We start from the raw sequence: 22,541 nt of genomic DNA, 5'->3' as shown, positions 1-22,541 counted from the left end.
CATCACTACTCATCAGAGCACGGCGAGGATTCCTTGGCGAGGGCCGGGTTTCCGAATCGGTCGCCCGGCCCTAATCCAGGACTTAGGTCAGGCGACCGCCGGAGTCTCCCCAGGCGTGGATGCCACCCCATGACCCTCCATAAGATGTGGGAAAGTAGGTCTGGGTGAAGTTCGCTGCCGAGCTCCACCCGTAGCCGTTGCCCCAATTGTCACGGACTGCACTGGTGACTTTGACGTTTCCAAACCAGCAGTAATTACCGCTTTCGGAAGTTTGAGCTTTAGCTAAGCCATTCGGGAAGTCGTACCAGCTGGTTCCGTAGAACGTTCCTGGGTTGCAGTTTGTTGGTTGAACGTACCAGCTGTTGCTGCCCCAGGCATTCGCGGCCTGGCTGGAGCCAAGCACCAGTGCTGTTACGGCGAGAAGGGTTAGTGAGGCGCGTTTTACGACGTGCATGTCGGGTCCCATCCAATTCTGACGTGAGTGTTCGAAGGGTCGAATTCGGCCGGCCTGTGTTCAGGCACGCCCTCGGGTTAGCGGGTGCTTCCCTTCACGAGAAAATTCGGAGCGGTAGCGTCCCATTTTTCGGGGTCGCTGGCTGCAGCAGCTTGAGTGCTGCCCGGGACTACAAGCCACGCTTCTTCGCTTTTGTCGGGGTTGGCCACGCGGAGGCCATATCCTTCGAATCCCTTGACGAAGGTGCAGCCCATCATTTGACCGGAGCCGTCCTGTCCGACCGTGACGATGCAGATCTGATCGCTTCCCATGGCGGCCGCAAAGTATTGAAGATTGGTGGTTTTGCCCACCAACCGTACGGATGCCGGATCGATGCCGGTTGACGAAAACGTCTTGGCAGCGGACTCGGGTAAACGGTCTGACAATTGCTGTTGGGATGCCATCGCGGGAACGATGTCCGCTGCTTTTCCGACAGCGTGTTCAGACGGTGATGACGCAGCAACAGCGGCTACACCGACGCCAGCAACGGCTACGGCTGTTAGCGCAATTTTCCATTTGCCATGCATTACTTCTGCCCCCCCAGAGAGAGTAAATCCATTGGATGGAGCAAGGCTAATGCCTTGATGGCCTTTGGGCAATGGCCCCTGACAGGGGCAATGAGGCGGAAATGAAACAGTCTTATGAAGGCGGAAGACGGCACAACTGTCATCGGTCAACGCACTGTCGGCAAAGCCGCCCCGAACGACGCACCCAAAAAGAACGAAGCTCTTGACGTGAGTATCCACCCCTGGACACCGGGCCGGCTACCCCGTTTCCTCTACATCTGGGCCGAGGCGGCGCTCCTTTGCGGCAGCTGTCCCTAACCGTCCAGGTTGGCTCCAATCAGACTGACGAAGGCACTTGTTGGGCGATGGTATGGGCTAGCCGATAAGAGTCGGTGCCAGTTTCGATGATGGTTCCGTTGAAGGTCAGCCGGTCCACGATTGCGGCGCAGAGCCGAGGGTCCGTAAAGGTCTTCGTCCAACCCGAGAACGACTCGTTGGAGGCAATGGCGATTGAGTTTTTCTCTTCGCGTTCGGTCAGGACCTGGAAGAGTAGTTCGGCGCCCCGGCGGTCCAGTTCCATGTATCCCAGCTCGTCGATGCAGAGCAGATCGACCCTGCCGTAACGGGCGATGGTCTTGGCAAGCATCTTCTCGTCCGCAGCTTCGACGAGTTCATTTACGAGCCTTGTTGCAAGGGTGTATCGGACGCGGTAGCCCTGTTCAGCGGCCGCCGTGCCGAGCCCGATCAGCAGGTGAGATTTTCCGGTTCCCGAATCCCCGATCAGACATAGGGGTGCGCCTTTGCGGATCCAGTCCCCGGTTGCGAGCGTGTGAATTGTCGCGGGGTTGATGTTCGAGTTGGCATCGAAATCGAAGTCACCGAGCCACTTGTTCCGCGGGAAGTTCGCGGCCTTCACCCTTCGGATGGACGAGCGCCGGTCACGGTCATCGCATTCTGCCAGTAGCAGCTCGGCCAGGAAGCCCTGATAGGTGAGTTGTTCTTTCCCGGCCACGGCAAGAGCCTCGTTCAGGACCGCGCGGACGGTGGGTAGCCGGAGCCTGCGGCAAGCCTGATCCACGGCGGCGATGGCGGCTTGTTCGGTCAGGCCACGCCGTCGGCGCAGCGTTGGTGTGATCGTGGCCGCCGGGGCTGTTGGGCTCATGAGATGTTCTCCTTCGATGCCGTTTCCTTATCGGTGGTGTGTTGACTGCGCTTGGCCAGCAACTCGTCATAGGCATTGACCGAGGGCAAAGGCCGGGTATCCCGTGGCAATCCTGCGATAACGGCTGCCGGATCGGTCAGCCGGCGCTGAGTCAGGCTGACAACTCGTTGCATTTTCACGTCAGCGTGTTCACCGGGATGGCGATCCGAGCTGGCCCCACCCGATGGGGCTGCGGCGGCGTGGCGCCGGGCCTCTACCGCGACGACGTCGGCGCTGACGGCCCCAACGCCAAGGGCGGCGACGATCCCAGCTTTAACATCATTGGGATCCATGCAGCGGTGCAGCAACAGGACATCGATCAGTTCCCTGGTCCCGTCGGCATCGCCGTTGACCTTGCGCGAGGCAGCCCAGAACGCTTCATGGGCGCTAGTGAACGCACCTGATTCCCTCGCTTTGGCCAGGGCGGTAGACCCGGGAAGCGCGCCGGGCTTGGTCTTCAAGACCTCCAGATAGTGGTCCAGCTGGACCGAGCACCCCGTCCGGGCCGCGAGCCGTTGGTGCCTGGCCACCACCACGCGTCCGTCAAAAACCACGACGTCGGATGCCCGCAACGAGACCCGGACCTGCCGTCCGATGAACCGCGCCGGAACGGAGTACTTCACCATACGAACGGTGACCATTGATGAACGATCAACGCGTGGGTTCAATGCCAGCCCGGGATCAAACTCTTCCACGGGCAACGGCCCCAAGCAGGGCCGTTCTGCCGCATAGTCTTGGCCGATGGTACGGATCCTGTCGTTGATCCTCCGGTCCTCATCTTTGGACTCCCAACCTCTGATCCGGTCGTTTAGCTCCTCCAGGGACGCAGCCACAGGCATCGGCGTGAGCCGGTTCCGACGGAACCATCCCACCTCGCCCTCGACCCCGCCCTTCTCATGAGCGCCGGCGATCCCTGGTTGGCAGTAAAAAGCGTCAAACCCGTAGTGGGAGCGGAATAGCACCCAGCGGTCGTTTTCATGCCGGTTCCTGCCCTGCCCGAACAACACCGAGGTTACGGCGCTGGTGAGGTTGTCGTAGCGGATGTGTTTGACCGGAATACCGCCGATCTCCTTGAACGCCTCGATATGGCCTTCCAAGAAAGCTTCTTGGGCTTGGGTAGGGTAGACCCGGTGGATGGCTTTGCCGGAATGGGAGAGCCGGAACACAAACATGTGGCACTTGGTCTTCACACCATTGAGCACGACAAAGACCTCACCGAAATCGACCTCCGCTTCGGCGCCCGGTGCGTGTTCCTGAGGGACAAAGACTTCGACCCTGCGGCCGGCTTCCAGATCGATCTGGGCCCGGCGCACCCTCACGTAATCCCTCACCGTCGAATACGACAGCTCTGTCGCTCCGCGCTCCTCAATCAGCCGCGCCAGTATCCTTCGGGCTGTATGCCGCTGTTTCCGTGGAGCAGCCGTGTCATCGACAAGCATCTGGTCAATGGCGGTCTTGAACGGTTCCAGCCGCCAAGCAACACCGCGCCGCGGTTTCCGATCCGGAGGAATCGCAGCCTCTAACGCCTGCCGCACGGTTCTGCGATGGACCTTATGCCTTGCCGCCAATGCGCGCACCGACAAACCCTCAACCCGGGCATCCCGTCGGATCCGCGCAAACAACTCCACCCTCGACTCCATCCGGACCAACCCTCCGTCGCATCCATCCACTGATGGAACCAACGTTGAAGGTGGGGCCACATATAACCGTCACAAACGCCCGGCGAGTCTAGAATTGGGGCCAGAAATAACCGTCCTACCGGGGCCATCTAAACCTGTCACAACCACCGTGAAGATGACGAGCCGGGTCAGTGCACGTCCACGTAGCCCGCCGGCAGCCCGATCGAGTGTTTGGAGAAGGGCGTGAACGGGGTAAACGGAGTGAAGGGCGTAAACGGAGTGAAAGGCGTGAAATGGGAGGGCGGATGCACCTTCTTTAGGAGGCGATCGCCGACGAGCGTGCCAAGGTACATCTTTGTTGCGACGCCGCACACGTCGTTGTCATTCCACGCAAGCCAGCCGATCCACTTCGCCGTCGGGCTGAACAGGTTCTTGTTGATTTCGCTGGTGCGGAAGGCAACCCAGTGTCCAAGCGAATCGAAGTAGTGAATTGTCATTTGGTCTCCTGAAGTAGTCCTTTGCGCTCAACCTACTTCATGGCACCGACAATTTAGGACTCAAAGCCATGCGCCCTGACGGGCTCAGGACGACGACTCGTACGGCATACAAGCCAAGGTGGGCCGCTGCGAAACATAGGCGTAGCCTGATCTCGTGGCCAGTATTCTCCGACGGCCCCGCATGGGTAGTCAGCCGTCATTTATGGTTCGGTGGCGGGACCCCGAAACCAGGCGTCAGCAGGGTCTGACGTTCCGGTCTGAGGAGGAGGCCCTCGCTCTGATGCGGAGCCTCAATGATCATGGACAGTCACTGATCAGGGCTCTGCGAGCTAAACAACGCAGGACAATAACTGGACCCTGGGTCAGCGAAGTCGTTCAAGAGCACATCGATCTGCTGGTTCGTCCTTCCAGCGGAACCATACGAACGTATCAACGGATGCTGGATCTACATATCCAGGGAACGATCGGCCGGATACCCGTGAAGGAACTCGGCTATAGGGATGTCATGCTTTGGCTACGCACCCTAAGCAACAAAGGAATGGCCCCGAAAACCATCCACAACATCCACGGATTGTTGTCTGCTGCACTTCAGACGGCGGAGAAGCTCCAATACATACCCCGCAACCCTTGTCGGGGGGTCCGACTACCTCCGCTTGAGCGCTCTGATGACACCAAGAAATTCCTTACCCATGCCGAATATCAGCTGGTTTTGAGCTCCATGGACGAAGACTATAAGCCATTCATTAGCTTCTTGGTGATGACGGGAACCAGGTTCGGGGAGGCTACCGCTCTCACCGTTGGCGACATAGACCTAATTGCCCGACCCCCAACAGCACGAGTCAACAAAGCCTGGAAGCGGGATGATCAATCCCGGTACTACTTGGGACCAACAAAGACGGGCGCAGGGAAGCGGACAATTGCGTTGAATCGGGCCCTCACGGACCTGCTCACCCCACTCGTTGCCAACCGTCCCGGCAGCGACCTGTTATTCACTACACGTACCGGTGACCGAATAGCGCACAAACCCTTCTGGGATCATCATTGGCGCCCCGCGGTCCGTTCCGCACAGGCGGACGGACTAACGCAGACGCCCCGTATCCACGACCTTAGGCACACGCATGCCTCATGGCTTCTCCAGGAAGGAAGCATCCCCATTTTCACGCTCTCCCGACGGCTTGGTCACTCCTCAACGAGAACAACTGAAGAGATCTATGGCCACCTCATGCCTCAGGCTCTCCTCGACGCAGCGGAAGCGACGGAACGCTCCATCAGGCAACTTCACGCCTCTTGACCCGTTAGTCCGGAGAAGTTACACCCCGAGCGAGGTTGAGCAGATCATCATCGACAGCGGCAAACCCGCCGAAGAAAAAGCGGCATAAGAACCCCTTGCCGGGCGGAACCCCCACCGCCCGGCAAGGCCCCCGGCCACTCACCACGAGCAGGGCCGGGAACCTCCCAAATGTCGGGCGGTCCGCCGCCCAGGGCGAACCACAGCAGCCACTCACCAGCGACGGACCGCCATTGAGCGCCACCAGGCACACACCCACCAAAAGCCGCGCAGCACCCGGCTACCTGGCTACTCCATCGACTCACCACCGAGAAGTTTTGTCAGAGGCCACCGATAGGCTCATCTCATGGCACCACGACAGGAGTCACCTTGACCAAGCCACCAATCCCCGACAACCCCATCACCGACTTCATGAACAGCGACTTCAGCGGCTTCGACTGGTCACAGCCGGCAATGATGCTGATCAGCACCGCACTAGTCGCGGTTTACGTTTGTGCGGCCGTGATCATCCGAGGAAGAAACCAAGCATCACTAAGGGCCCCCAAGGCCACGGACCTCGCTTTCGGCCTGGCCATCGCGACGCCCCTTAGCGGCCTCCTTGTCTTAGGCCGCAGCGGACTCGGCTGGGGACTCATCATTGGAGGTTTCGCGCTGGTCATCGGACTAACCCTCTGGGGCACTGCGCACCGCACTCCAAGCGAAAACCAGCCGTGGAACACCGGAAGAGTCCGCTAAACTGAACCACAGATTTCCTTTGTCCGAGGAGAGCGAAACAGGACCGGCCCGCGCCGGTCCTGTTTTGTTTAAACAGCAAAACCGGGAAGCTTCCCCATGGGACAAGACAATCCGCCGCCGGCCCCCACCCGCAGCGGAACAGTTGCTCTCAGCCGGGACCACCCACTGGGAAATTCGGAATCACCTGACACGGGCACAAGAACCTCACGCCCCTGGGCAGCTCCTAATGAAGCCGGGGGAGTACCGACGGGCTACTACCCGCGATCTTCCCAAACTCACCAGACGCCCAAATCACCAGAAAATCACTACCAAAAACACGTCAAAAACCCCTAGAAATAAGGGGAAAAGCCTTTAAATCCGATTGGATAAAAGCTAGAATAGTAGTAGCAAGTCAGCCAGACGAACCTAACCAAAACTGATACGAAACGCAGGACTGAAAATGACTTCCTCAATCACCGATTACACGGTCTACACGAAACCCGGTTGCCCGAACTGCGACCGCACCATGGAGTACTTCGACTCCAAAGGCATCACCTACACCCCGGTGGATATCACCGAAGTGCCGGCAGCACTGGAATACATCACCCAGGAGCTCGGGTACTCCCAGGCACCCGTCATCGTGAACAACTCCGATGACCAGGACCACTGGTCCGGGCTGCGCCGCGACAAGCTCGTCCACGCCGCCATGACCCACACACCCGCGAACCGCTAGGAGGCATCATGACTGCCACGCCCATCACCGCCGAGACCATCACTACGATCCTGGACCAGCTTGCTGTCCCTACGGAGCTGCGTACCGACCCGGAACTGCAGGCCGTGGCGTACGGGTTCGCGTTCCTGAACTCCCCGGCGACACTGCCCGAGGCACGCTTCTACGACGCCTCCACCGTCTTCTACGACGAGGAGGCCGAATCACGGTACGAGCTCAACACCCGCGACCTGATGGCCGAACAGCTCGCCTACCGGGCAAGCCTCCGCATCACCGAACTCGGGTGAGGACTATGACCACCCCGCACCCTGTGGACGGGTTCAAGATCAGCCCGCGGATCCCGTTGGAGGTGGACCTGTTCCGGCAGACCAACCCCAGCGGCACGATCCACCCCGACCCTGTAGAGCCCGAAGTTGTGGATCTGTACGACGGCTTCTACGCCGCCCCCTACAAGGGAGGCGACGACCGGTACCTTGAGGCGATCAACCGCGCCCCGCTCGGGGCCGGCGGACTGTGGGATGAACACACCGCAGACCAGCACCAGCCCAACGACCTCACCCACGACCAACCCGGTGGGACCGAACCTCAGAACGAAACCAGCACACACACCGAGAACACCAACAGCACACGAGGAAAAGGAATCATCATGGCCGGCGAAACCACCATTACTGTCATTGGAAACCTGACATCGGACCCCGAGTTGAGGTTCACCCCATCAGGTTCGGCGGTAGCGAATTTCACGATCGCTTCAACGCCCAGAACCTTCGATCGTCAGTCCAACGAGTGGAAGGACGGGGAGACGCTTTTCCTCCGTGCCAGTGTGTGGCGGGAAGCAGCTGAGAACGTCGCCGAGTCCCTGACCAAGGGCACGCGCGTCATCGTTTCCGGCAGGTTGAAGTCCCGGTCCTACGAGACCAAAGAGGGCGAAAAGCGCACCGTCATAGAGCTTGAGGTAGAGGAGATCGGTCCGAGCCTGCGTTACGCAAATGCGAAAGTAAACCGCACCCAGCGCACCAACCAGGGCGCAGGAAACGGCGGCGGATTCGGTAACCAGGGCGCTGGCGGACAGACCAACCAGCAGGACGACCCATGGGCCGCAACCCCGCAGACCAATGCCGGTTCCTGGGGCAACGGCCCCGACGCTGAACCCCCGTTCTAGACCGCCCGAACAGCCTAATGAACCAGAAAGACGTGGGGACGATGGCACGCATGATGACAACCAGAACAACCATGGCCGCAGTGCTTGTAATTACCGCCGCTGGCTGCAGCGCAGCACCCGTGCTTCGGGAGTCTTCCGCGCCAGTGTACATGGACGGGCCGGCCAATGTGCAGCGCGAGGATGTCGCGGCGACCAGTGCAGTTGACGCCCTGCGCAAGTTCTCCGGCGAATCCTTGTCGAAGGAGTCTTGGCTTCAGGATCTCACGCCACTGGTAACCACTACCTTTGCTCGCGAAGCCCGGAACATTGATCCTCCCGACCTCAAACCGGCGACGGTGCGCGCAGCGGATTTGGAGCATCCCCAATCAGGGACAGGGAACCAAGTGAGGGTCAGGATCGGGACCGATGCCGGGGAATGGATCATTGTCATGACCAACACAGAAGCTGGTGCACCTTGGCTGGCTTCCAGCATCTTCCCGGCCAACATCACCTAGAGAGTTTCGCGATGACGAAGCAGAGCGAAAAGAAGAATCCGTATTTCACGGATGATGACCTGAAGCAGATCCGTGCAGCCGTCCAGGCCGCTGGACCGTCGGAGGGCTACGCCTCGATCACGGACTTCGTTGAGGCAGCCGCACGCCGGGAGCTGCGACGTCTGCAGCGCAAGTACAACGACGGCCGGAAATGGCCGGGGATCGAAGCAGGCGAACTCCGTCCAGGGCGACGGACCCGGGCCGAATCGGCAGCCAGAGAGGACCGGTAAATGAACCGGCCCAAGCCAGGAAAGCCTGCACCTTCCGAACCGGTGGAACGAGTGCTCATTCAGGACGTGATGCCCTACGAAACACCGGACAGACTCGGTGACCTTCAGGGGCCGGCGGAAGGGCAGATCACACTGCCTCACCACGTGTACTGGGGGCCACGAGCCGAGTGTGATCTGGGCCAGTCCGAAGGAGTCATCAAGGCGTACCAGGCGGTGCTGCGCGTAGGGACAGCAGCGGAAGAGGGAATTTCTCAACGCCGGTCTTTTGCGCGATATCTGGCCTCAGCTGATGCTCCCTGTGAGATGCAGGAAACTATGGGAGGACAGGTTCCCTCAGCTAACCCAGGACGTTGAGGAACGCGATACGAATTGTTTTGCACACAGCTAGGGCCCGTACCATTCGGTACGGGCCCCAGCTGCGTGCACGTCGTTTCTTGTGTGGGCTGGGAGGTAGGTCTTGGGTGAAAGCGTCCAGTACCTCAGCGTGAATCCCCCTGCCGCTTGATACGTCTCCCGGCACTATCGGTTCCTGTGCCCGCCTGTCTCCGCATCGCGTGAACTGCGTGTGTCGTCCCGGCTGAAAAGAAGCCGGCCCTGCACGTGTGGTGTGTCGGCCAGCGTTCAGTCTTGGACCATGGGAAACGTTCCCGTTGTTGACCGACTGCATATCCAGGCTGTGCACGGCCACCGCTCGTCCTGGTGAGTGTCCTCGCTTTGGTGACGTGGTGGTTGTGTGCAGCCGGTCGGGTGGGTCCGGTCGTCCACATGTGTGCGGGAAAAGCCCGAAGGTTTTAGCTTTTGCCGTGCCCATGTGGACGAGGGGTTACTGTTCCGATGCCACCGAGGCAGGCGCTGTTTCCCGGGCGGTCTTCTTGCCGCGCGGTCGTCCGCCGGCCTTCCTACCTGGCGTGTCCAGGCCGAAGCCGCGCAAGTCCGATTCGGTCCAGTCGGCACGCAGCGCAGCTTGGTAGTCCTTGGCGTACTTCTGCTCGGCTGCCGCGAGCAGCTGCGCGGCTTCCTGAAGTTCGACGCTGCTGGCTGCTGCGTTCTTCACAGCATTGACCTTGGCGTCCCTGGCAGCGTCAATCTTCGCGGCCGCTTTAGCGGCAATGTCGTTGATGTCCATGTGGCCAGTCTAGCGGCCCTGACTGACACCGACGGGAACTGTTTCTGCCGGTTCGCACAAAGGGTGCGAAAAACGCGAAAACCCAATCTTGCGGAGCAAGCTATACACTTACACGGGTGTAAGTGGCTTGTCGTCCTCGACACTGGCGGTCGAGTACGGCACACTGGTCAGTGTGGTCCCCGATTAGGGGTCGCTGCGCTGGGCCTTTGAAGGGGGATTGGGATGTCGGACGAGGGGAGTGCTCACCGTCCCAATCTGTCCCGCCGTCGTCGTGCGAACACTCCGGCAGGAACGAAGAAGCGCCGTGACGTATGGGTCACGTTGGAAGAGGAAGCGGCTCTCGTGGCGAGGGCCGAACGGGAGAAAGTGACCGTCCCGAACCTGCTGGTTTCATCGGCCCTGGCAGAGCGCACCGACTCACCCACGGAGCGCCGCGCAATCGGCGCTGAACTCATGCAATTGCACAACCTTCTTGCCCGTTCCTCGAACAACATCAACCAACTCGCGCGGCAAGCCAATGCCACGGGTGAGTTCCCCGTAGAGGCCCGTGAGGCTCTGAAGCATCTCCGGACCGTGGCTATGCGAATCGACCAGGCCATCGAGGGGTTGATGTAAGGAATGATTCCGAACATCACCCGCGGTTCGCGAATGGGTGGCCTGATGGTTTACCTGGCATCGACCGACTCTGACAAGATCAAGAACGCACACACTGAGCCGCACTTGGTGGCTGGTGATGCGGCCATCATGAGTTGGTACGACGACGGCATGCTGGACAGGGATGACGCTCTGGCCATTGCCAAGCACCTCGACCAACCACGCAAGCTGTTCGGTGTTTCCGTTCAGATCAAGGACATGCAGTGGGATGCGGCCAAGAAGGAACGCGTGCACGTTGGCTACAAGGACGCCAGCGTGTGGCACTGTTCGCTGAGTCTTCGCGCTGAAGAGGGCGCACTGACGGACCAGCAATGGGGCGACATCGCGAACGATTTCATGGATGCCATGGGCTTCACTGCAGCTAGTGGCAAGGCACAGTGCCGCTGGGCAGCGATCAACCACGGCACGAGCGAGAACGGCAACCACCACATCCACTTGGCAGTGTCCCTGGTCCGCGAGGACGGCACCAAGGCCTCTACTCACGGGGACTACAAAAGGGCACAAAAGACGTGCCGGGAACTGGAAGTTAAGTACGGGCTAGAACAACTTTCCACCGTGCACGCCACTCGTGGTTACGACCGCGCTGAGAAGGCCACCGCTGCACGGGACGAACGGGAAATGCACCGCTCGGCACTGGCGCGTAAGGTGCGGGCCAGTGCCAGTGCATCAGCAACGGAGGGAGAGTTCGTTCGCCGCGCCCGTGGCACGGGAATGCTGCTCCGACCCCGCTACGCGAAGAACACCACCGACGTCATTGTCGGGTACTCCGTGGCCGAGCGACCTAAGGCCGGAGAGCGTCCCATTTGGTTCGGCGGTGGAACCCTTGCCTCGGACTTGAAGCTTGGTGCTCTGCGTGAGGCATGGATGGATTCCCCGCAGCTTGCCACGGAAGCTGCGGCGGAATGGAACGCGGCAGCTCGCAACAAGCGCACCGTCTCCAAGACCGGTCCTGAGAAAGCTACACCGTCTCCGCAGGTATGGGTGGAGTACACCCGCAACGCCACAGCCCTTGCAGAACAGCTGCGTGCCATTCCGTTGGACGATCACGCCACCTGGGCGAAAGCAGCACGCGACGTTTCCGGCGCCTTCGCGGCTTGGTCACACCGTCTCGAAACCACACCCGGACCGCTGGCCGAAACCGCCGCTGAATTGTCCCGCACCGCGCAACTGCGTGCACCTCGCCAGCACGGCAAACCTGTCGCGCTGCCGTCCATCGCCGGCACCGCCATGTTGTTCCTGGCAGCATCGAGCAAGAACAAGACAGCGGCGCAGGCTGCGCTGATGGTGCAACTGGCGAACATGGCTGCGGCGATCTACGACATGCATCTGCAATCCGGTCGGACACGGGAAGCTGAGAGGATCCGGGCCGTCGTTGCAACCCAACTCAAGCCCTTTGCAGCGACCATGCCCCGGCCCGTCAACGTAGGTGCGACCGAGCAATCAGTAGAGCGCGAACAGGCTCGGAACCCTGTGGAGCTCGGCCTACGCGGTATGGCACCAATCCGTCCCGGCTCGGTTGTTCCAGGAACAGCAACACCAGCCAAGACACCCACGCGAACTGGACGCGAATCCGGGCCTGTACTCGACCGATAAGAATCACACCACTAGTGCAAGGGGAACACCATGAGTGAATCAGACGGAATGGACGATGTAGTAGACGGCGGACTGCGGCAATCACTGATGATCGCCTCCCGTATTGCAGAGACTCTGGCTCGCAAACGACAGGAAGCTCAGCGGCAGCAGGAACACCTTGAATCGACGGCTGCTCATGAAGCCCAAGCACGCTTTGCCACCGAACGCAGTGCAGCGCACGCAGCACTCGCACCGGTTGAAAAGGAGCAGTGGTGGGACAAAGCCCAACCGTCCGACATCGCTACCGCCCACACCGTCGCTGAAGCGTGGAAGGACCACGACCCCACCGCTCTGGCAGCGTCCGAAAGGATCCGCCAGGAAGTCTTTGCGCGGTACGGCATCGACACCAGAGACGTCGGCACGGACACCGCGTATCTTGAGTTGGGCATTCACACCATCGCCACCGAAAGGGCACGCTTGGCAGCACCTGGAACCGCCGCGGGAGTGCAGGGACAGGACGAGCACAAGAGCCAACTCCAAAGTGCCATTGAATGGGCCGCAGAAGAAGACCCAAGGTTCTACGCCGAGTGGAGAAACCGCCAGGGATTCACGGACACCGTAGAGGACCAACGCTCCGTCGAAAGGGAGCTCATTCACTACTGGCAAACCGCCACAGCACCGGCCGTTGGGCAAAGCCCCGAGGGCGTTGACCAGACTGATCTGGGCCGGGCTACGGAATGGGCAAAAGAACACGACCCGAAGTTTTACGACGACTGGAAACTTCGCCACGACTTTGCCGACACGGTAGCCGATGAGCGCAGCGACGAGAACAGGCTCATCCGACATTGGCAGGCAGCTACAGGCGCCCAGCTGGCATCACAGTCAGCCGCAGTGGAACACGAAAAGGCAATGCAGCTCCTGGCCGCTGCCCGGGTCGAAGAACTCCGCGCCCAAGCGGCGAAGCTCGCACCCCAGATGGAACGCCACCAGGTGCCCGTGGAGTACCTGGCCAACCCCGAACTGACCAAAGCACTCCAGCTGGCACACAACGCCAAGACACCCAAAGCATTGGAGGTAGCCGACGCGACCGTGAAGGAGCGCATGTACCTTATCGGCAAGGACGGCATCAACGGACCAGACATCGACCAGCTACGGAAAGAAACAACCGCGAACATCAACGGTGCCGCCGAGGAACACTTCAAAGACCCAGCGTTCGTCGACGCCGCCAAGAACCTGCACGAAGCCAAACTGTTGGCAGAGGGCGGATTCAAAGGCGACAAATGGTCAACGCAGGAGCAGAGGTACGAGCGCGCCGAGAAGGAACTCTTCGCACGCATGGAGGGCGTCGGCCGAGAGATTGAGAACCGCGTCACCGGTAATGACAGCAGAATGCTGAAAGACCAGGGCTTGAAGACCGAAACCGCTTCGCAGGCCGGCTACGGGTCCGCCGAACATCACAAGAAGTTCGCGGAGTCACTTACCGATTCCGGGGCCAGCGAAACGCAGATCCGTGGCCGCCTCGCAGCCGCGCGCGGCGAGGGCACGCACCCCAGCGCAGCCGTTACAACCGGGAAAGCAACCAAGGCCAAGAAGTCCCGCACAGGTGCGGCTGTAGGCGCCGAGAGAAGCAAAGGCGGGTTATCCCGATAGCCGACAGAACCCCGGAGTCCCAGAGGCTGAGTCTTCACAGCCAACGTCAAGCTTCGGGTGGGCATAATGCGAGCGAAGCTTCGATCAACCGCTATTTGATCGAGGCTTCGCCAATTAAGGCCTCACGCCTGGGCTTTCGGAGCCTTCGGGGCGCGTTATCTTCAAGCGATGCTTCGAAGGGCAGCGAGACCAAGGTCTACGCCGCATTCACCCCGGCCTCTTGCATGACTTGAAGGACCACCCGGCTCGGGTTAGCTTTCCGGGCTTGCCACGGCCGGCCATCTTGGCCGCCTCTGCGAAGGAGGGCCTCTGGGACCTCCGGTACTATGGCGGGATTGAGGCCCCGGCGGAGTTCCTGCTACAGGACTATGCCTCTACTTCTTCGGCGCCGCCGGCGGTGACCCCGGCTTCATCGTTGCCGGCGGAACCGAGTAGCTGGCCGGCTTTTGTCCTTCCGCGAACTTTGTGGTCCGGCTACGGCCGCTGGAGTCAGGGTTGTTAGATTTGTTGTCAGCCATTTCATTCTCCTTGTCGTTGTGTATTACCCCCATTATCGCGGCCGGGACACTCGTTAAGGAGTCATGGTGCCCACGGAGCCCATAGCTGCGTTGCTCTACGTATGCCTTTTGCTGCCCGGAATCGCGTTTATCTGGCGGTATGAGGGCCACGGCTCGGTCGTCAAGCGTTCCGCCTTTCGTGAGACGGCGGCGGTGGTCATAGCCAGCGCGGCGTCACTCGTGGCGGTTTTCATCCTTCACTACGTAGCGGCCTTCTTTTTCGAGCCAGCCCGAAGCACGCTACGTCAATTCTTCATTGACCCGGGAGTGCTCTTTCGGCAGGACGCCCAGCTGTTTTTTGGCGTCACCCTCCTGGATCTTGCACTGGCGGTATCGTTTGGTGCCTTCTTCGGAAGCAAAACCGCCTCGCGTCTTCTGAAGGGATGCCGGGCTAAATGGTTGAAGATGAGGAAGAAAGAGCCGGACACCATAGAGCGCGGTCAATCGGCCTGGAACACGGCGTTTGAGATGATGCCTGGCCACAGAGTGATCGTGGGAGTGCAGCTGAAGAGCGGCGCTTGGGTTCAAGGTGCTTTGAAATCGTTCAGCAGAAACGGCGACGAAACACCTGACAGAGCCTTCACGCTTACCGGCGAGATCTGGTACCGGATGGCTGACAGTGAGAATGTGCATCGCCTTGAACCGCATGGAACTGTCGTTATCCAGGCGCCAGAGGTGGATTACCTCACCGTGGGTTACGAAGAGCCCGCACCTACGACCAAAGACCTGACGGACACCTTGCCCCGCTAGGCTGAACTGTCAGCGGTAGGAGGGCCGCTTGAACCCTCACCGGCCCGCAGAACCCTACGGCCGAAAGGTGACCCGTCGCGAATGTTCTGCTCGAGAAATCTGATGTCCTTTGCAGAAGCGCGTAAAGGCTGATGGAAGGACCGATGCGGTTGGTCGGTCCTTCCATCAGTTGAAACCGGGGGTGCTGTCTGTTAGGCCAAGAACCTAACCTTCTGCGTCCCATGTGTTTGTGGATGCTCTATAGCGCTTCACGAAAGGCCTTGGGAAGCCGGGCGAACCCCAGGAAAAGATCTGGTCATCGTCCTCGTGAAGACCTTCCTGAGCGCTCACTTCTTGCCCTTGCCCTTTTGGGAGAGCGCGCTTGCCGCTGCTGTTTTAGCAGCTGCGGCGGAACGGGGATTCCGCAATACCTGGCTTGCGGCGGAGGCAGCTTTGCTGCTGGTCTGACGGCTGTTTTTAGCCATTGTTGTCGTCCTTACGTGGTTTGAATGAAAAGGTGAGGGTCCGGCGCTTCGATGCGAGCTATCGCAGCGCCGGCCTCATGTTCGACCCAGCGTTCTAGCGCTGCGTCGGGCGGATACGGATCGTCCGCTTGATGCGGATTCGTACTACGCGTGTAGCCATTGCGGCTACTCCTTTCCGGGACCACCGGGGCACAAGACACGGAACGTTGTCAATGTTGACGTTTGTTCTAACCGCTCGTAGTCTGTTCTGACGTTCCCCCTTGGAAGAACGAAACGACAAAACACATTATCTTGGGCCTTTGACGCAACCAATTTGATTGCGAGGCGTCGATCCCTATTTTATTTTGAAGCGCATGTTCGAGGTTCAGTCGAACGTGCGCTTCGTCGTTAGACCACCGGATGGTTGGTCTTCAATCATCGATACTACATGTAGTGCAAGGCCCTCGACCGGACCCCTAGATGATGTATTACAAGCATGTCATTCAATCCACCGCTCGTCCACAGGCGAGCGTTCTCAAAATGTCCGTGATTCCGCCAGAGTGAGGGATGAAATCCACACCCTGTGGACTACTTAGCCACATTTAATCTCCAGCGTGTCGGCCGAGATCCCGGCGTGTCGCAGAGGCGGAACGTGGCTCTGGTATGGAATGATCGGCCCGCGTTCGCTCAGGGCGGCTTCGTCGGCCCGTCGAATGTTCCGCAGGATGGAGCGGGCCAAGGTAGCTGTCGAGACGCTGCCGTGCGTCTCCACTAGTGGCGTCCCTGCGGATTGAAGATGGGCGTATTCCTCGTTTTGAAGAGGGCCGTTCAGCTACTTGGGTGGCTACGGCCCGTCGAGGCGCTTCCTGCGCGAACATACTGTCTGCGGAAAAGTACGTTCACATACATGCGAAGCTCGTTCCGATGGCGTCCGTCTAGACCCATCGAGGAAGTAAGTCTGCCTGAATATGTTTGGACGCCTTACCTCCGTCGATACGAATGTCTGAGTGGAGGACGGCTACTGAACCTATTACTTTTCGGCGGCCTTACCCCTTCATTGCCGCTGCTGGGCCTCCTGCGGGCTGGGATGTCGCGGATCATCTCGAAGAGAACGGTAATCGCTGCACCCAGAAGGACGGCCGCCACAAAGAGGGTGAAGGTGGCTCGATCCTTAGTGCCGGGGCTTTCAATCGTGTAGTAGGGCGTGAACGTAAGAGTGTTCCAGGCTGATTTCTCGGACACTCTCCAAGTGAGGCCCTTGTTCCAAGCCTCTGTTTGATTCTTCAGCGTTGGAGTCGGAAAGACTTCTACCTTGGCGAACTCAAGTTCGCTCACGCTCAAGCTCATGCCTACACTTCGTTCCGTCGCGCCTTGCCAAGTGCCCTCTAGATCACCCGTTCCGCTCAGACAGGCGCCCGAACCTGAGATATACACCTTTGGAAGACGGATAGTATTGATGCTCCCGCCAGCCTCGGCCCATGAACGGTGTTCCCGCTTGGTAACTCCGACTGTGCCCTTGCCTTCTGCGTCCAACTGAACATAACCAGTAACTAGCACCGAACCTTTCGGGTAACGGCCGGGCAATGCTTCTTCGAATTTGCACTGGGTAGATGTGGTCGTCCCCCGGGTTCCACCCCTTATGACATCGTTCTCAGTGAGTAGCTTCGTAACTGACTGGGACGCGCCGACGATGGCAGGGTCGTCGTCTATGGCCCCTGGTGTGGCCATGAAAGCGAAACGTGCTGTTGCATTTGGTGTACCTGTCAGGCGGAGACCCCACTGGACACGAGCATAGGGGTTGTCTGCAGGTGTAGGTTTTGTGTTCTTTAAGTTTGCGATGAAATTCGTGGGTGAAAATCGGTCCTCATCAGTGAAATCGGAGATGTTTGCCTCCGCTTCCACTGAAGTGGCGCCATCGGTGAAGATGCTGACTACAGGACCGCTTCTGTTTGGGTTGGGATGTCGGGTTCCATCTTGGATAAGAACAGCGGCTAATCCAATGCATGTCACTAGGAAGACGACAGAGGACGTGACTTTGAAGAACGACCTCGGGTCTGCCTTGTTGTCCATGTTGCGTCGGATGACGAATCCAAAAAATAGCCAAGCCACAAGGGAAACCAGACAAATTAATCCTGACATCCATAGCCCAGACCGAATGCCCGCTTCAAAGGGGGGTGTCCTATAGACCACCAACCACGTTGCCGCCAGTGAGGCCAGAGACACGATGGCCACCAAGAGGGTCAGCAGGAGGTGATGCAGAAGACTAATATCTGGCATTCTTCGTCTGAACTGAAGCCGTAAAAGTATGCAGCAACAAAGAAAGGAGAAGCCCAATCCCAATGAAGCCACGTCGGTTCCTCTGAGCCCAGCAAACTCAAACATCCGATCCCACCTTGCCTCCATGCGTTAGGTCACAGGCTATCCAACATGACCTCCAGGCGTCGCTCATGGCGGCTATGGTCTTTTCCTTCAACGCTGATACTCGTACGCGGAACATCAACTGCCACACAGGGGCATAGTGCAGAGAAGGACGAGGCCGCAGAAGTGTACGTTTCAAAGCCCAGGGGAGACATAGGATCGGACCAGTTGTTTAAAGTACCGCGCCCGCCAACCAAAGATGAGAGGAGCAAGAATGACTCCTAGATTGGTATGGCGCAAGGTATTCAAAAACCTTTGCGCTGACCTTGAAACGCTTCCGAACGCGACAGTGCAGCTAGAAGAACAACCAGGATCAGGCACGCAGGGGCTGCGCATTCACGTGACGCAGATGAACCACAACCACGGCCAGCATTCATTCGTGGGCCTATACGATCTCAACGGGTTCTGGCACTATGACCATTTCCTTTGGAAGGATGGGGCATGGGCACCGGAAACGATGGCCGCAGCAGTAGACACGTTGACGGGACCACCCTACGGTCCGGTTCCCATAGCTGCGCCTAGTGACTGCGTGTTTCAGAACATCAAGTGGAACCATCTTCTTTACTACTAAAGGACCGCTTGAATCTTCACGCCTTTGCGTCTAGCCAGAAACCTCCCAGTACAGGGGAGTGCCGAAGCTCGGACCCGGCCCTTGCCGCAGGTCCGCAACAGAGATCATCGATGTGGGCATCTATCTGGTATTGCGGAAGCCCGGATGCTTTTGCCGGAGGGCAGCAAAGCCGGTGACAGCCTACAGTTTCCTTATGACGCGCCAAGATGAAGCTTTCCTGAACAGCCCCTTCATACCTCGGACTTTCTTCATTCCGGGGACCGAGGCCCCTGAGGCGGCCGAGGCTATCTATATCGGAACCTCGAAAAACCTCCATGGGGAGACTGTTCCTGCGCGGCGCATCCAGCGCCTTGACTACGTTCATAACGGGATCATGTACCGCGCCGAGGTCGGCCAGCAGGATCAGCGTGGAGAAGGTATGGTTCTCGCGATCTTCGGCCCTTCATCGCTCCGCAATCTCTACTATGTGACGACCTACAATCGTGGCGTGGTCAGGGGAGCGCCGATCATGGTCGGCGCGGGAGAAGTCAGTGATGTCTACGAGTTCCTGACAAAAGCGGGAGAATAGAGCCGCCCTCTTAGCTCTTAGTGGCGTCCCTGCGGATTGGATGTGGTGAACCGTTCGGCTACTTCGGCGGCCAGGGCCCGTTGAGGAGCTTCTTTGCTTCTTCGACAATCAGTTGACCGATTTGGTGTCGGTCAATGGTCCAAGATGGTGTCCAATCGTCCCACTCGCTCACTTGGCCGACGAGTGGTCTGAGTGATTCGGGATATCCGAGTTCGTCCCACCCCTCCCACCAGATGAGGCGACCCGCATAGTCGGGCTTTAGTTCCCCGTCTACCAGCGCCTGGCAGAGCCATCTGACCAAGTTCCAGCGTTCGGGCGTCGTCTTCGCGGGCGTCGGCGGCGCAATGTTCAACTCGTTTACGACTGCGTTGAATAGATCATGCGCGTCGCCTTCTTCCCGTCGCGTAAGACCGGCTAGGAGCGGCAGCGATGGCGAATCTACGCCATCCAACAGAGCGTTGAGACCTGTTGCAATCAACAGGTCGGCGCCCACAATTTCCTCGTAGAGGGCTTCCCGGATGGCAAGCACGCGGAGATCGTTTCTATGCGTCATAGGACGAGTTTCGCAGAGGGCACGACTGCGTCGATACATTCGTCAATGCGGACGTCTCCATGCTGGAGAATATCCCGTGTGGATAGAACGAAATTGGTCGAGTCGGCCTTCGCTGGCGCTTTCAAGTTGCGTGGGTTCCGGAAACGGGGCCGGAACTGGTTCCGAACGCATCGACCGCCATCATCCGCCCCAAAAATCGCCCCAGAAACATGCCAGAAACTTGAATCAATGATTCATCAGATGCATCATCAAGGCAAAACCGCAGGTCAGGGGTGCTTCTTACACCGTCATCCACGCACAGAGCATCACGCCACGCCACCAGAAGAATCTCCGTTCAAGGCCAACCGACCGGCCAAATTCCGCGGAACTACCCGGCGATCGGGGTGTAGATCCGGCAGGATGAGGGGCCGGCGAATTGATTCATCTGATGAGATACGCAGACTACAACGCGACATAATATCCATTATCGGCATCCAAAGTACGGGAGTAGAAGTAGCTGCGGGAACTCCCGTCCATCAACGAATCTGGCGTTTCCGCCGGACAAGCAGGCTTTTGTCGAATGCGGACGTGCTGGCGTCCTGGCGTGAACTCGCGCTTGGGTCCTTGCGACTGTCGGTTTCATGCATCTAATGCATGTTTCCATGGTTTAAGGGTCGTTGTGAGTGGTGTCGTTCCGGGTTTTGTCCCGCGGAGGCTGGTGGATCCGGACATTGGGCTGTTCCGTGCTGATGAACGGGTTTTTACGGCCATGCTGGATGGCTGGCGGGCGCAGATGCTTGCCCGTGGCCTCACGACGGACACCATCAAGCAGCGTTGCCAGCTGCTGGAGCGTTTTCAGCGGTTCACGGGTGAATTTCCGTGGCAATAGCGCCCCGCGGACATCGATGATTTCCTGGCCTCGGCGCTTTGGCCCAGTGAGCGTGGCGCCCGGATGTCCCTGGGCTCGTTCGGTGATGCGTTCGCTGCCGCGCGGGATGCCGTCGGTCTGCCGCACGAGTTGGGTCTGCATTGCCCGAGGCATTTCTACGTGACGCACCTGGTCGAAGCTGGTTATGACGCGGCCTTCGTGCAGACGCAGGTTGGCCACTCCTATGCGTCGACTACCGGCCTCTATACCTCGGTATCGTCGGACTTCAAGCAGAAAACCGTGCAGCAGATGATTGCACGCCGCATCGCGAACTTGGAGGACCCAGGTGCCTGAACAGCGCCGGATTGGCTACCGCTGGAAACCTGCGAGCCCTGATGACAAAGCAGAACCTCTGGAAGACCACCGAACTGATGCCGCTCCTGAAATCCCGTGGCATCAACCTCTCCGAAAGCCAGGTCTACAGGCTGGTCACCTCGACGCCGGAGCGCATTCCGGCAAAGACATTCGCGGTGCTCTGCGACGTCCTGGGCTGCACCCCGAACGACCTTTTCGAACCTTTCGTGGAGATGCGCGCCGCGGCGACAGCGAACGCCCCGAAACGCAGCGAAGACCTCGGCATCCAACCAGGAAACCCGATCGCACGACGTGTCCGACTCGTCGCTCCCGAAGACGGTGAGTAGGCCACGCAAAGAAGAGGACCCCGTTCGCTGGCCGGTCCCCTGCGTTCGCTGCGGCCAGCACCACCAAACGGTTGCGCGTTGGCCCGACGGCGGAGTCTGCGGCTACTGCTATCAGCAGGCAAAACGCACCTGCGGGGTCTGCGCCTGCGGCCATGACCGGGCCGCCGCCATCCTCATCCTCGTCTTCGGACAACAAGCTGAAAACATCGCACGTCTAACCTGGGACGACATCAGCGTCACCGGCGGCGTGGACCAACGGCCGACTAACGGTCGTGAGCAGTTTCCTTGCTCCGCAGCTTTTTGCCCTTGCCACGGTGTTTCGCTGAGTTGCTAGCCTTGCCGACATCTGCAGCCGTGAAGGTTAGGGCCATCGCTCGGTGGCAATCCTAGCTATGACTTTTCGCAAATTCTGCAGCCGCGGACCAGACAGACCCATCTACAACCGCAACATCACAGTTACGTCAGTGTGGTGTCCTCGACAGGGACAGTTTGCTGTCGTGGCGCGTTGTCCTTTTTAGCGGGATAGCTTCTCCCTGTCCGGCTCCATATCACCGATGTGTCCGGCGGTGTTGGCTGCTAGGACTCGGGCAACGAAGGCGCTGTACTCGTCCATGTAGTGGCGCAGGAATTTCGCGGTGCGTTCATCCTTGACTTCGCCCCCTTCCCCAAACACGTCCGCGTCGTAGTGAACGTATGCTTCAGGCGAATTCAGCTGGGGTGCGTCTAGGAAGCTAAGGATGCTGCGGAAGGATGACTGCATCACGGCGGTGCCGATACTACCCGGGGAGGTCCCGATGATGCCGGTGGGTTTACGGGCGAACGAATTCGATCCCCAAGGACGAGAGCCCCAGTCGATAGCGTTTTTAAGGGCACCCGGAATGGAACGGTTGTACTCGGGAGACACGAAGAGAATACCGTCCGACGCTTCAATGGCACGCTTGAGCGCCCGGCCTTCCGGCGGGAAATCCGCGTCGTAGTCATAGCTATAAAGCGGGAGATCCCTAATCGGAATTTCGCTGAACTCGAGGTCCTCTGGTGCAAGATTTATCAAAGCTTGCGAGAGAACCCGGTTGATAGAGCCGGTTGCCAAGCTCCCCACGAAATATCCGATCCTGTATTTTGCTGCCAAAGTTTCAATCCTTTCTTTTCCGATTTACGGCG

At 59.2% G+C, this 22,541-nt stretch carries 27 protein-coding genes; 15 read left to right on the top strand and 12 right to left on the bottom strand.

Annotated elements, in window-relative coordinates; genetic code table 11:
- Window positions 1-82: 82 nt before the first annotated feature.
- The 5 genes from HAV21_RS17720 to HAV21_RS17700 form a co-directional block, all read right to left on the bottom strand.
- Window positions 83-454, bottom strand: a complete 372-nt coding sequence (locus HAV21_RS17720) for a hypothetical protein (RefSeq protein WP_139126781.1) — start codon at window positions 452-454, stop codon at window positions 83-85.
- Between the two features lie 77 nt (window positions 455-531).
- Complete coding sequence (locus tag HAV21_RS17715; RefSeq protein WP_166842605.1) at window positions 532-1,239, bottom strand: hypothetical protein; 708 nt, start codon at window positions 1,237-1,239, stop codon at window positions 532-534.
- A 97-nt stretch (window positions 1,240-1,336) separates the two neighbouring features.
- Window positions 1,337-2,161: an IS21-like element helper ATPase IstB gene (gene istB / locus HAV21_RS17710; protein ID WP_069695248.1), complete on the bottom strand. Its 825-nt coding sequence runs from the start codon at window positions 2,159-2,161 to the stop codon at window positions 1,337-1,339.
- Window positions 2,158-3,840 carry an IS21 family transposase gene (gene istA / locus HAV21_RS17705; RefSeq protein WP_069695247.1) on the bottom strand — a complete coding sequence of 561 codons (1,683 nt, stop codon included), beginning with the start codon at window positions 3,838-3,840 and terminating at the stop codon, window positions 2,158-2,160. The genes istB and istA overlap by 4 nt, the downstream gene beginning before the upstream one ends.
- A gap of 167 nt (window positions 3,841-4,007) precedes the next feature.
- Window positions 4,008-4,316 (bottom strand): hypothetical protein, encoded by a 309-nt coding sequence (locus HAV21_RS17700; protein ID WP_166842604.1) that lies wholly within the window; start codon window positions 4,314-4,316, stop codon window positions 4,008-4,010.
- A 181-nt stretch (window positions 4,317-4,497) separates the two neighbouring features.
- On the opposite strand from HAV21_RS17700, the gene HAV21_RS22360 reads away from it, so the two are divergent.
- From HAV21_RS22360 to HAV21_RS17665, 7 genes are all read left to right on the top strand, one after another.
- Window positions 4,498-5,607: a site-specific integrase gene (locus HAV21_RS22360; RefSeq protein WP_166842617.1), complete on the top strand. Its 1,110-nt coding sequence runs from the start codon at window positions 4,498-4,500 to the stop codon at window positions 5,605-5,607.
- 366 nt (window positions 5,608-5,973) lie between these two features.
- A complete protein-coding gene (locus HAV21_RS17690; RefSeq protein ID WP_166842603.1) occupies window positions 5,974-6,339 on the top strand; it encodes a hypothetical protein in 366 nt (121 codons plus the stop codon).
- 439 nt (window positions 6,340-6,778) lie between these two features.
- Window positions 6,779-7,051 (top strand): glutaredoxin family protein, encoded by a 273-nt coding sequence (locus HAV21_RS17685; RefSeq protein ID WP_166842602.1) that lies wholly within the window; start codon window positions 6,779-6,781, stop codon window positions 7,049-7,051.
- Between the two features lie 8 nt (window positions 7,052-7,059).
- Window positions 7,060-7,335, top strand: a complete 276-nt coding sequence (locus HAV21_RS17680) for a hypothetical protein (RefSeq protein WP_166842601.1) — start codon at window positions 7,060-7,062, stop codon at window positions 7,333-7,335.
- A gap of 5 nt (window positions 7,336-7,340) precedes the next feature.
- A complete protein-coding gene (locus HAV21_RS22355; RefSeq protein ID WP_243753356.1) occupies window positions 7,341-8,207 on the top strand; it encodes a single-stranded DNA-binding protein in 867 nt (288 codons plus the stop codon).
- A 50-nt stretch (window positions 8,208-8,257) separates the two neighbouring features.
- A complete protein-coding gene (locus HAV21_RS17670; protein ID WP_166842600.1) occupies window positions 8,258-8,701 on the top strand; it encodes a hypothetical protein in 444 nt (147 codons plus the stop codon).
- Window positions 8,702-8,712: 11 nt separating this feature from the next.
- Window positions 8,713-8,970 (top strand): hypothetical protein, encoded by a 258-nt coding sequence (locus tag HAV21_RS17665; RefSeq protein ID WP_166842599.1) that lies wholly within the window; start codon window positions 8,713-8,715, stop codon window positions 8,968-8,970.
- Between the two features lie 823 nt (window positions 8,971-9,793).
- Here the strand turns inward: HAV21_RS17665 and HAV21_RS17660 are convergent.
- On the bottom strand, window positions 9,794-10,096 hold the full coding sequence (locus HAV21_RS17660) for a hypothetical protein (protein WP_011777147.1): 303 nt from the start codon (window positions 10,094-10,096) through the stop codon (window positions 9,794-9,796).
- A gap of 222 nt (window positions 10,097-10,318) precedes the next feature.
- On the opposite strand from HAV21_RS17660, the gene mobC reads away from it, so the two are divergent.
- Genes mobC through HAV21_RS17645 form a run of 3 tightly spaced genes read left to right on the top strand, consistent with a single transcriptional unit; the run spans window position 10,319 to window position 13,972 of the window.
- A complete protein-coding gene (gene mobC / locus HAV21_RS17655; protein WP_208097045.1) occupies window positions 10,319-10,711 on the top strand; it encodes a plasmid mobilization relaxosome protein MobC in 393 nt (130 codons plus the stop codon).
- Between the two features lie 3 nt (window positions 10,712-10,714).
- Entirely contained in the window at window positions 10,715-12,343 is a 1,629-nt protein-coding gene (locus HAV21_RS17650) for a relaxase/mobilization nuclease domain-containing protein (RefSeq protein ID WP_166842598.1), read from the top strand.
- Between the two features lie 30 nt (window positions 12,344-12,373).
- A complete protein-coding gene (locus HAV21_RS17645) occupies window positions 12,374-13,972 on the top strand; it encodes a hypothetical protein (protein ID WP_166842597.1) in 1,599 nt (532 codons plus the stop codon).
- A gap of 374 nt (window positions 13,973-14,346) precedes the next feature.
- Here HAV21_RS17645 and HAV21_RS17640 read toward each other — a convergent pair whose 3' ends face one another.
- Window positions 14,347-14,490 (bottom strand): hypothetical protein, encoded by a 144-nt coding sequence (locus tag HAV21_RS17640; protein ID WP_160147691.1) that lies wholly within the window; start codon window positions 14,488-14,490, stop codon window positions 14,347-14,349.
- A gap of 63 nt (window positions 14,491-14,553) precedes the next feature.
- Here HAV21_RS17640 and HAV21_RS17635 point away from each other — a divergent pair, with 63 nt between their 5' ends.
- On the top strand, window positions 14,554-15,279 hold the full coding sequence (locus HAV21_RS17635; RefSeq protein ID WP_279539023.1) for a DUF6338 family protein: 726 nt from the start codon (window positions 14,554-14,556) through the stop codon (window positions 15,277-15,279).
- Between the two features lie 326 nt (window positions 15,280-15,605).
- On the opposite strand, the gene HAV21_RS17630 is transcribed toward HAV21_RS17635, so the two are convergent.
- Window positions 15,606-15,743 carry a hypothetical protein gene (locus HAV21_RS17630; protein WP_166842595.1) on the bottom strand — a complete coding sequence of 46 codons (138 nt, stop codon included), beginning with the start codon at window positions 15,741-15,743 and terminating at the stop codon, window positions 15,606-15,608.
- A gap of 960 nt (window positions 15,744-16,703) precedes the next feature.
- Window positions 16,704-17,792, bottom strand: coding sequence for a hypothetical protein (locus tag HAV21_RS17625; RefSeq protein WP_166842594.1), 1,089 nt, complete (start codon window positions 17,790-17,792; stop codon window positions 16,704-16,706).
- Between the two features lie 562 nt (window positions 17,793-18,354).
- Here HAV21_RS17625 and HAV21_RS17620 point away from each other — a divergent pair.
- A complete protein-coding gene (locus HAV21_RS17620; protein WP_166842593.1) occupies window positions 18,355-18,711 on the top strand; it encodes a hypothetical protein in 357 nt (118 codons plus the stop codon).
- A 193-nt stretch (window positions 18,712-18,904) separates the two neighbouring features.
- Entirely contained in the window at window positions 18,905-19,279 is a 375-nt protein-coding gene (locus HAV21_RS17615; RefSeq protein WP_166842592.1) for a hypothetical protein, read from the top strand.
- Between the two features lie 58 nt (window positions 19,280-19,337).
- On the opposite strand, the gene HAV21_RS17610 is transcribed toward HAV21_RS17615, so the two are convergent.
- Window positions 19,338-19,832: a hypothetical protein gene (locus tag HAV21_RS17610; RefSeq protein ID WP_166842591.1), complete on the bottom strand. Its 495-nt coding sequence runs from the start codon at window positions 19,830-19,832 to the stop codon at window positions 19,338-19,340.
- A 646-nt stretch (window positions 19,833-20,478) separates the two neighbouring features.
- Window positions 20,479-20,841, bottom strand: coding sequence for a hypothetical protein (locus HAV21_RS22350; protein WP_235521500.1), 363 nt, complete (start codon window positions 20,839-20,841; stop codon window positions 20,479-20,481).
- Here HAV21_RS22350 and HAV21_RS22345 point away from each other — a divergent pair.
- A complete protein-coding gene (locus tag HAV21_RS22345) occupies window positions 20,764-21,033 on the top strand; it encodes a tyrosine-type recombinase/integrase (RefSeq protein ID WP_235521470.1) in 270 nt (89 codons plus the stop codon). The two genes, HAV21_RS22350 and HAV21_RS22345, sit on opposite strands and share 78 nt — an antisense overlap.
- A gap of 41 nt (window positions 21,034-21,074) precedes the next feature.
- Window positions 21,075-21,380, top strand: coding sequence for a helix-turn-helix transcriptional regulator (locus HAV21_RS17600; protein ID WP_016359422.1), 306 nt, complete (start codon window positions 21,075-21,077; stop codon window positions 21,378-21,380).
- 514 nt (window positions 21,381-21,894) lie between these two features.
- Here HAV21_RS17600 and HAV21_RS17590 read toward each other — a convergent pair.
- On the bottom strand, window positions 21,895-22,509 hold the full coding sequence (locus HAV21_RS17590) for an NADPH-dependent FMN reductase (RefSeq protein ID WP_016359423.1): 615 nt from the start codon (window positions 22,507-22,509) through the stop codon (window positions 21,895-21,897).
- Window positions 22,510-22,541: the final 32 nt, after the last annotated feature.

Origin of the sequence: Paenarthrobacter sp. MSM-2-10-13 (assembly GCF_011605365.1) — a bacterium.
Lineage (GTDB): Bacteria > Actinomycetota > Actinomycetes > Actinomycetales > Micrococcaceae > Arthrobacter.
The sequence above is the reverse complement of the archived record's forward strand: the minus strand, read 5'-3'. Positions and strand labels throughout refer to the sequence as shown.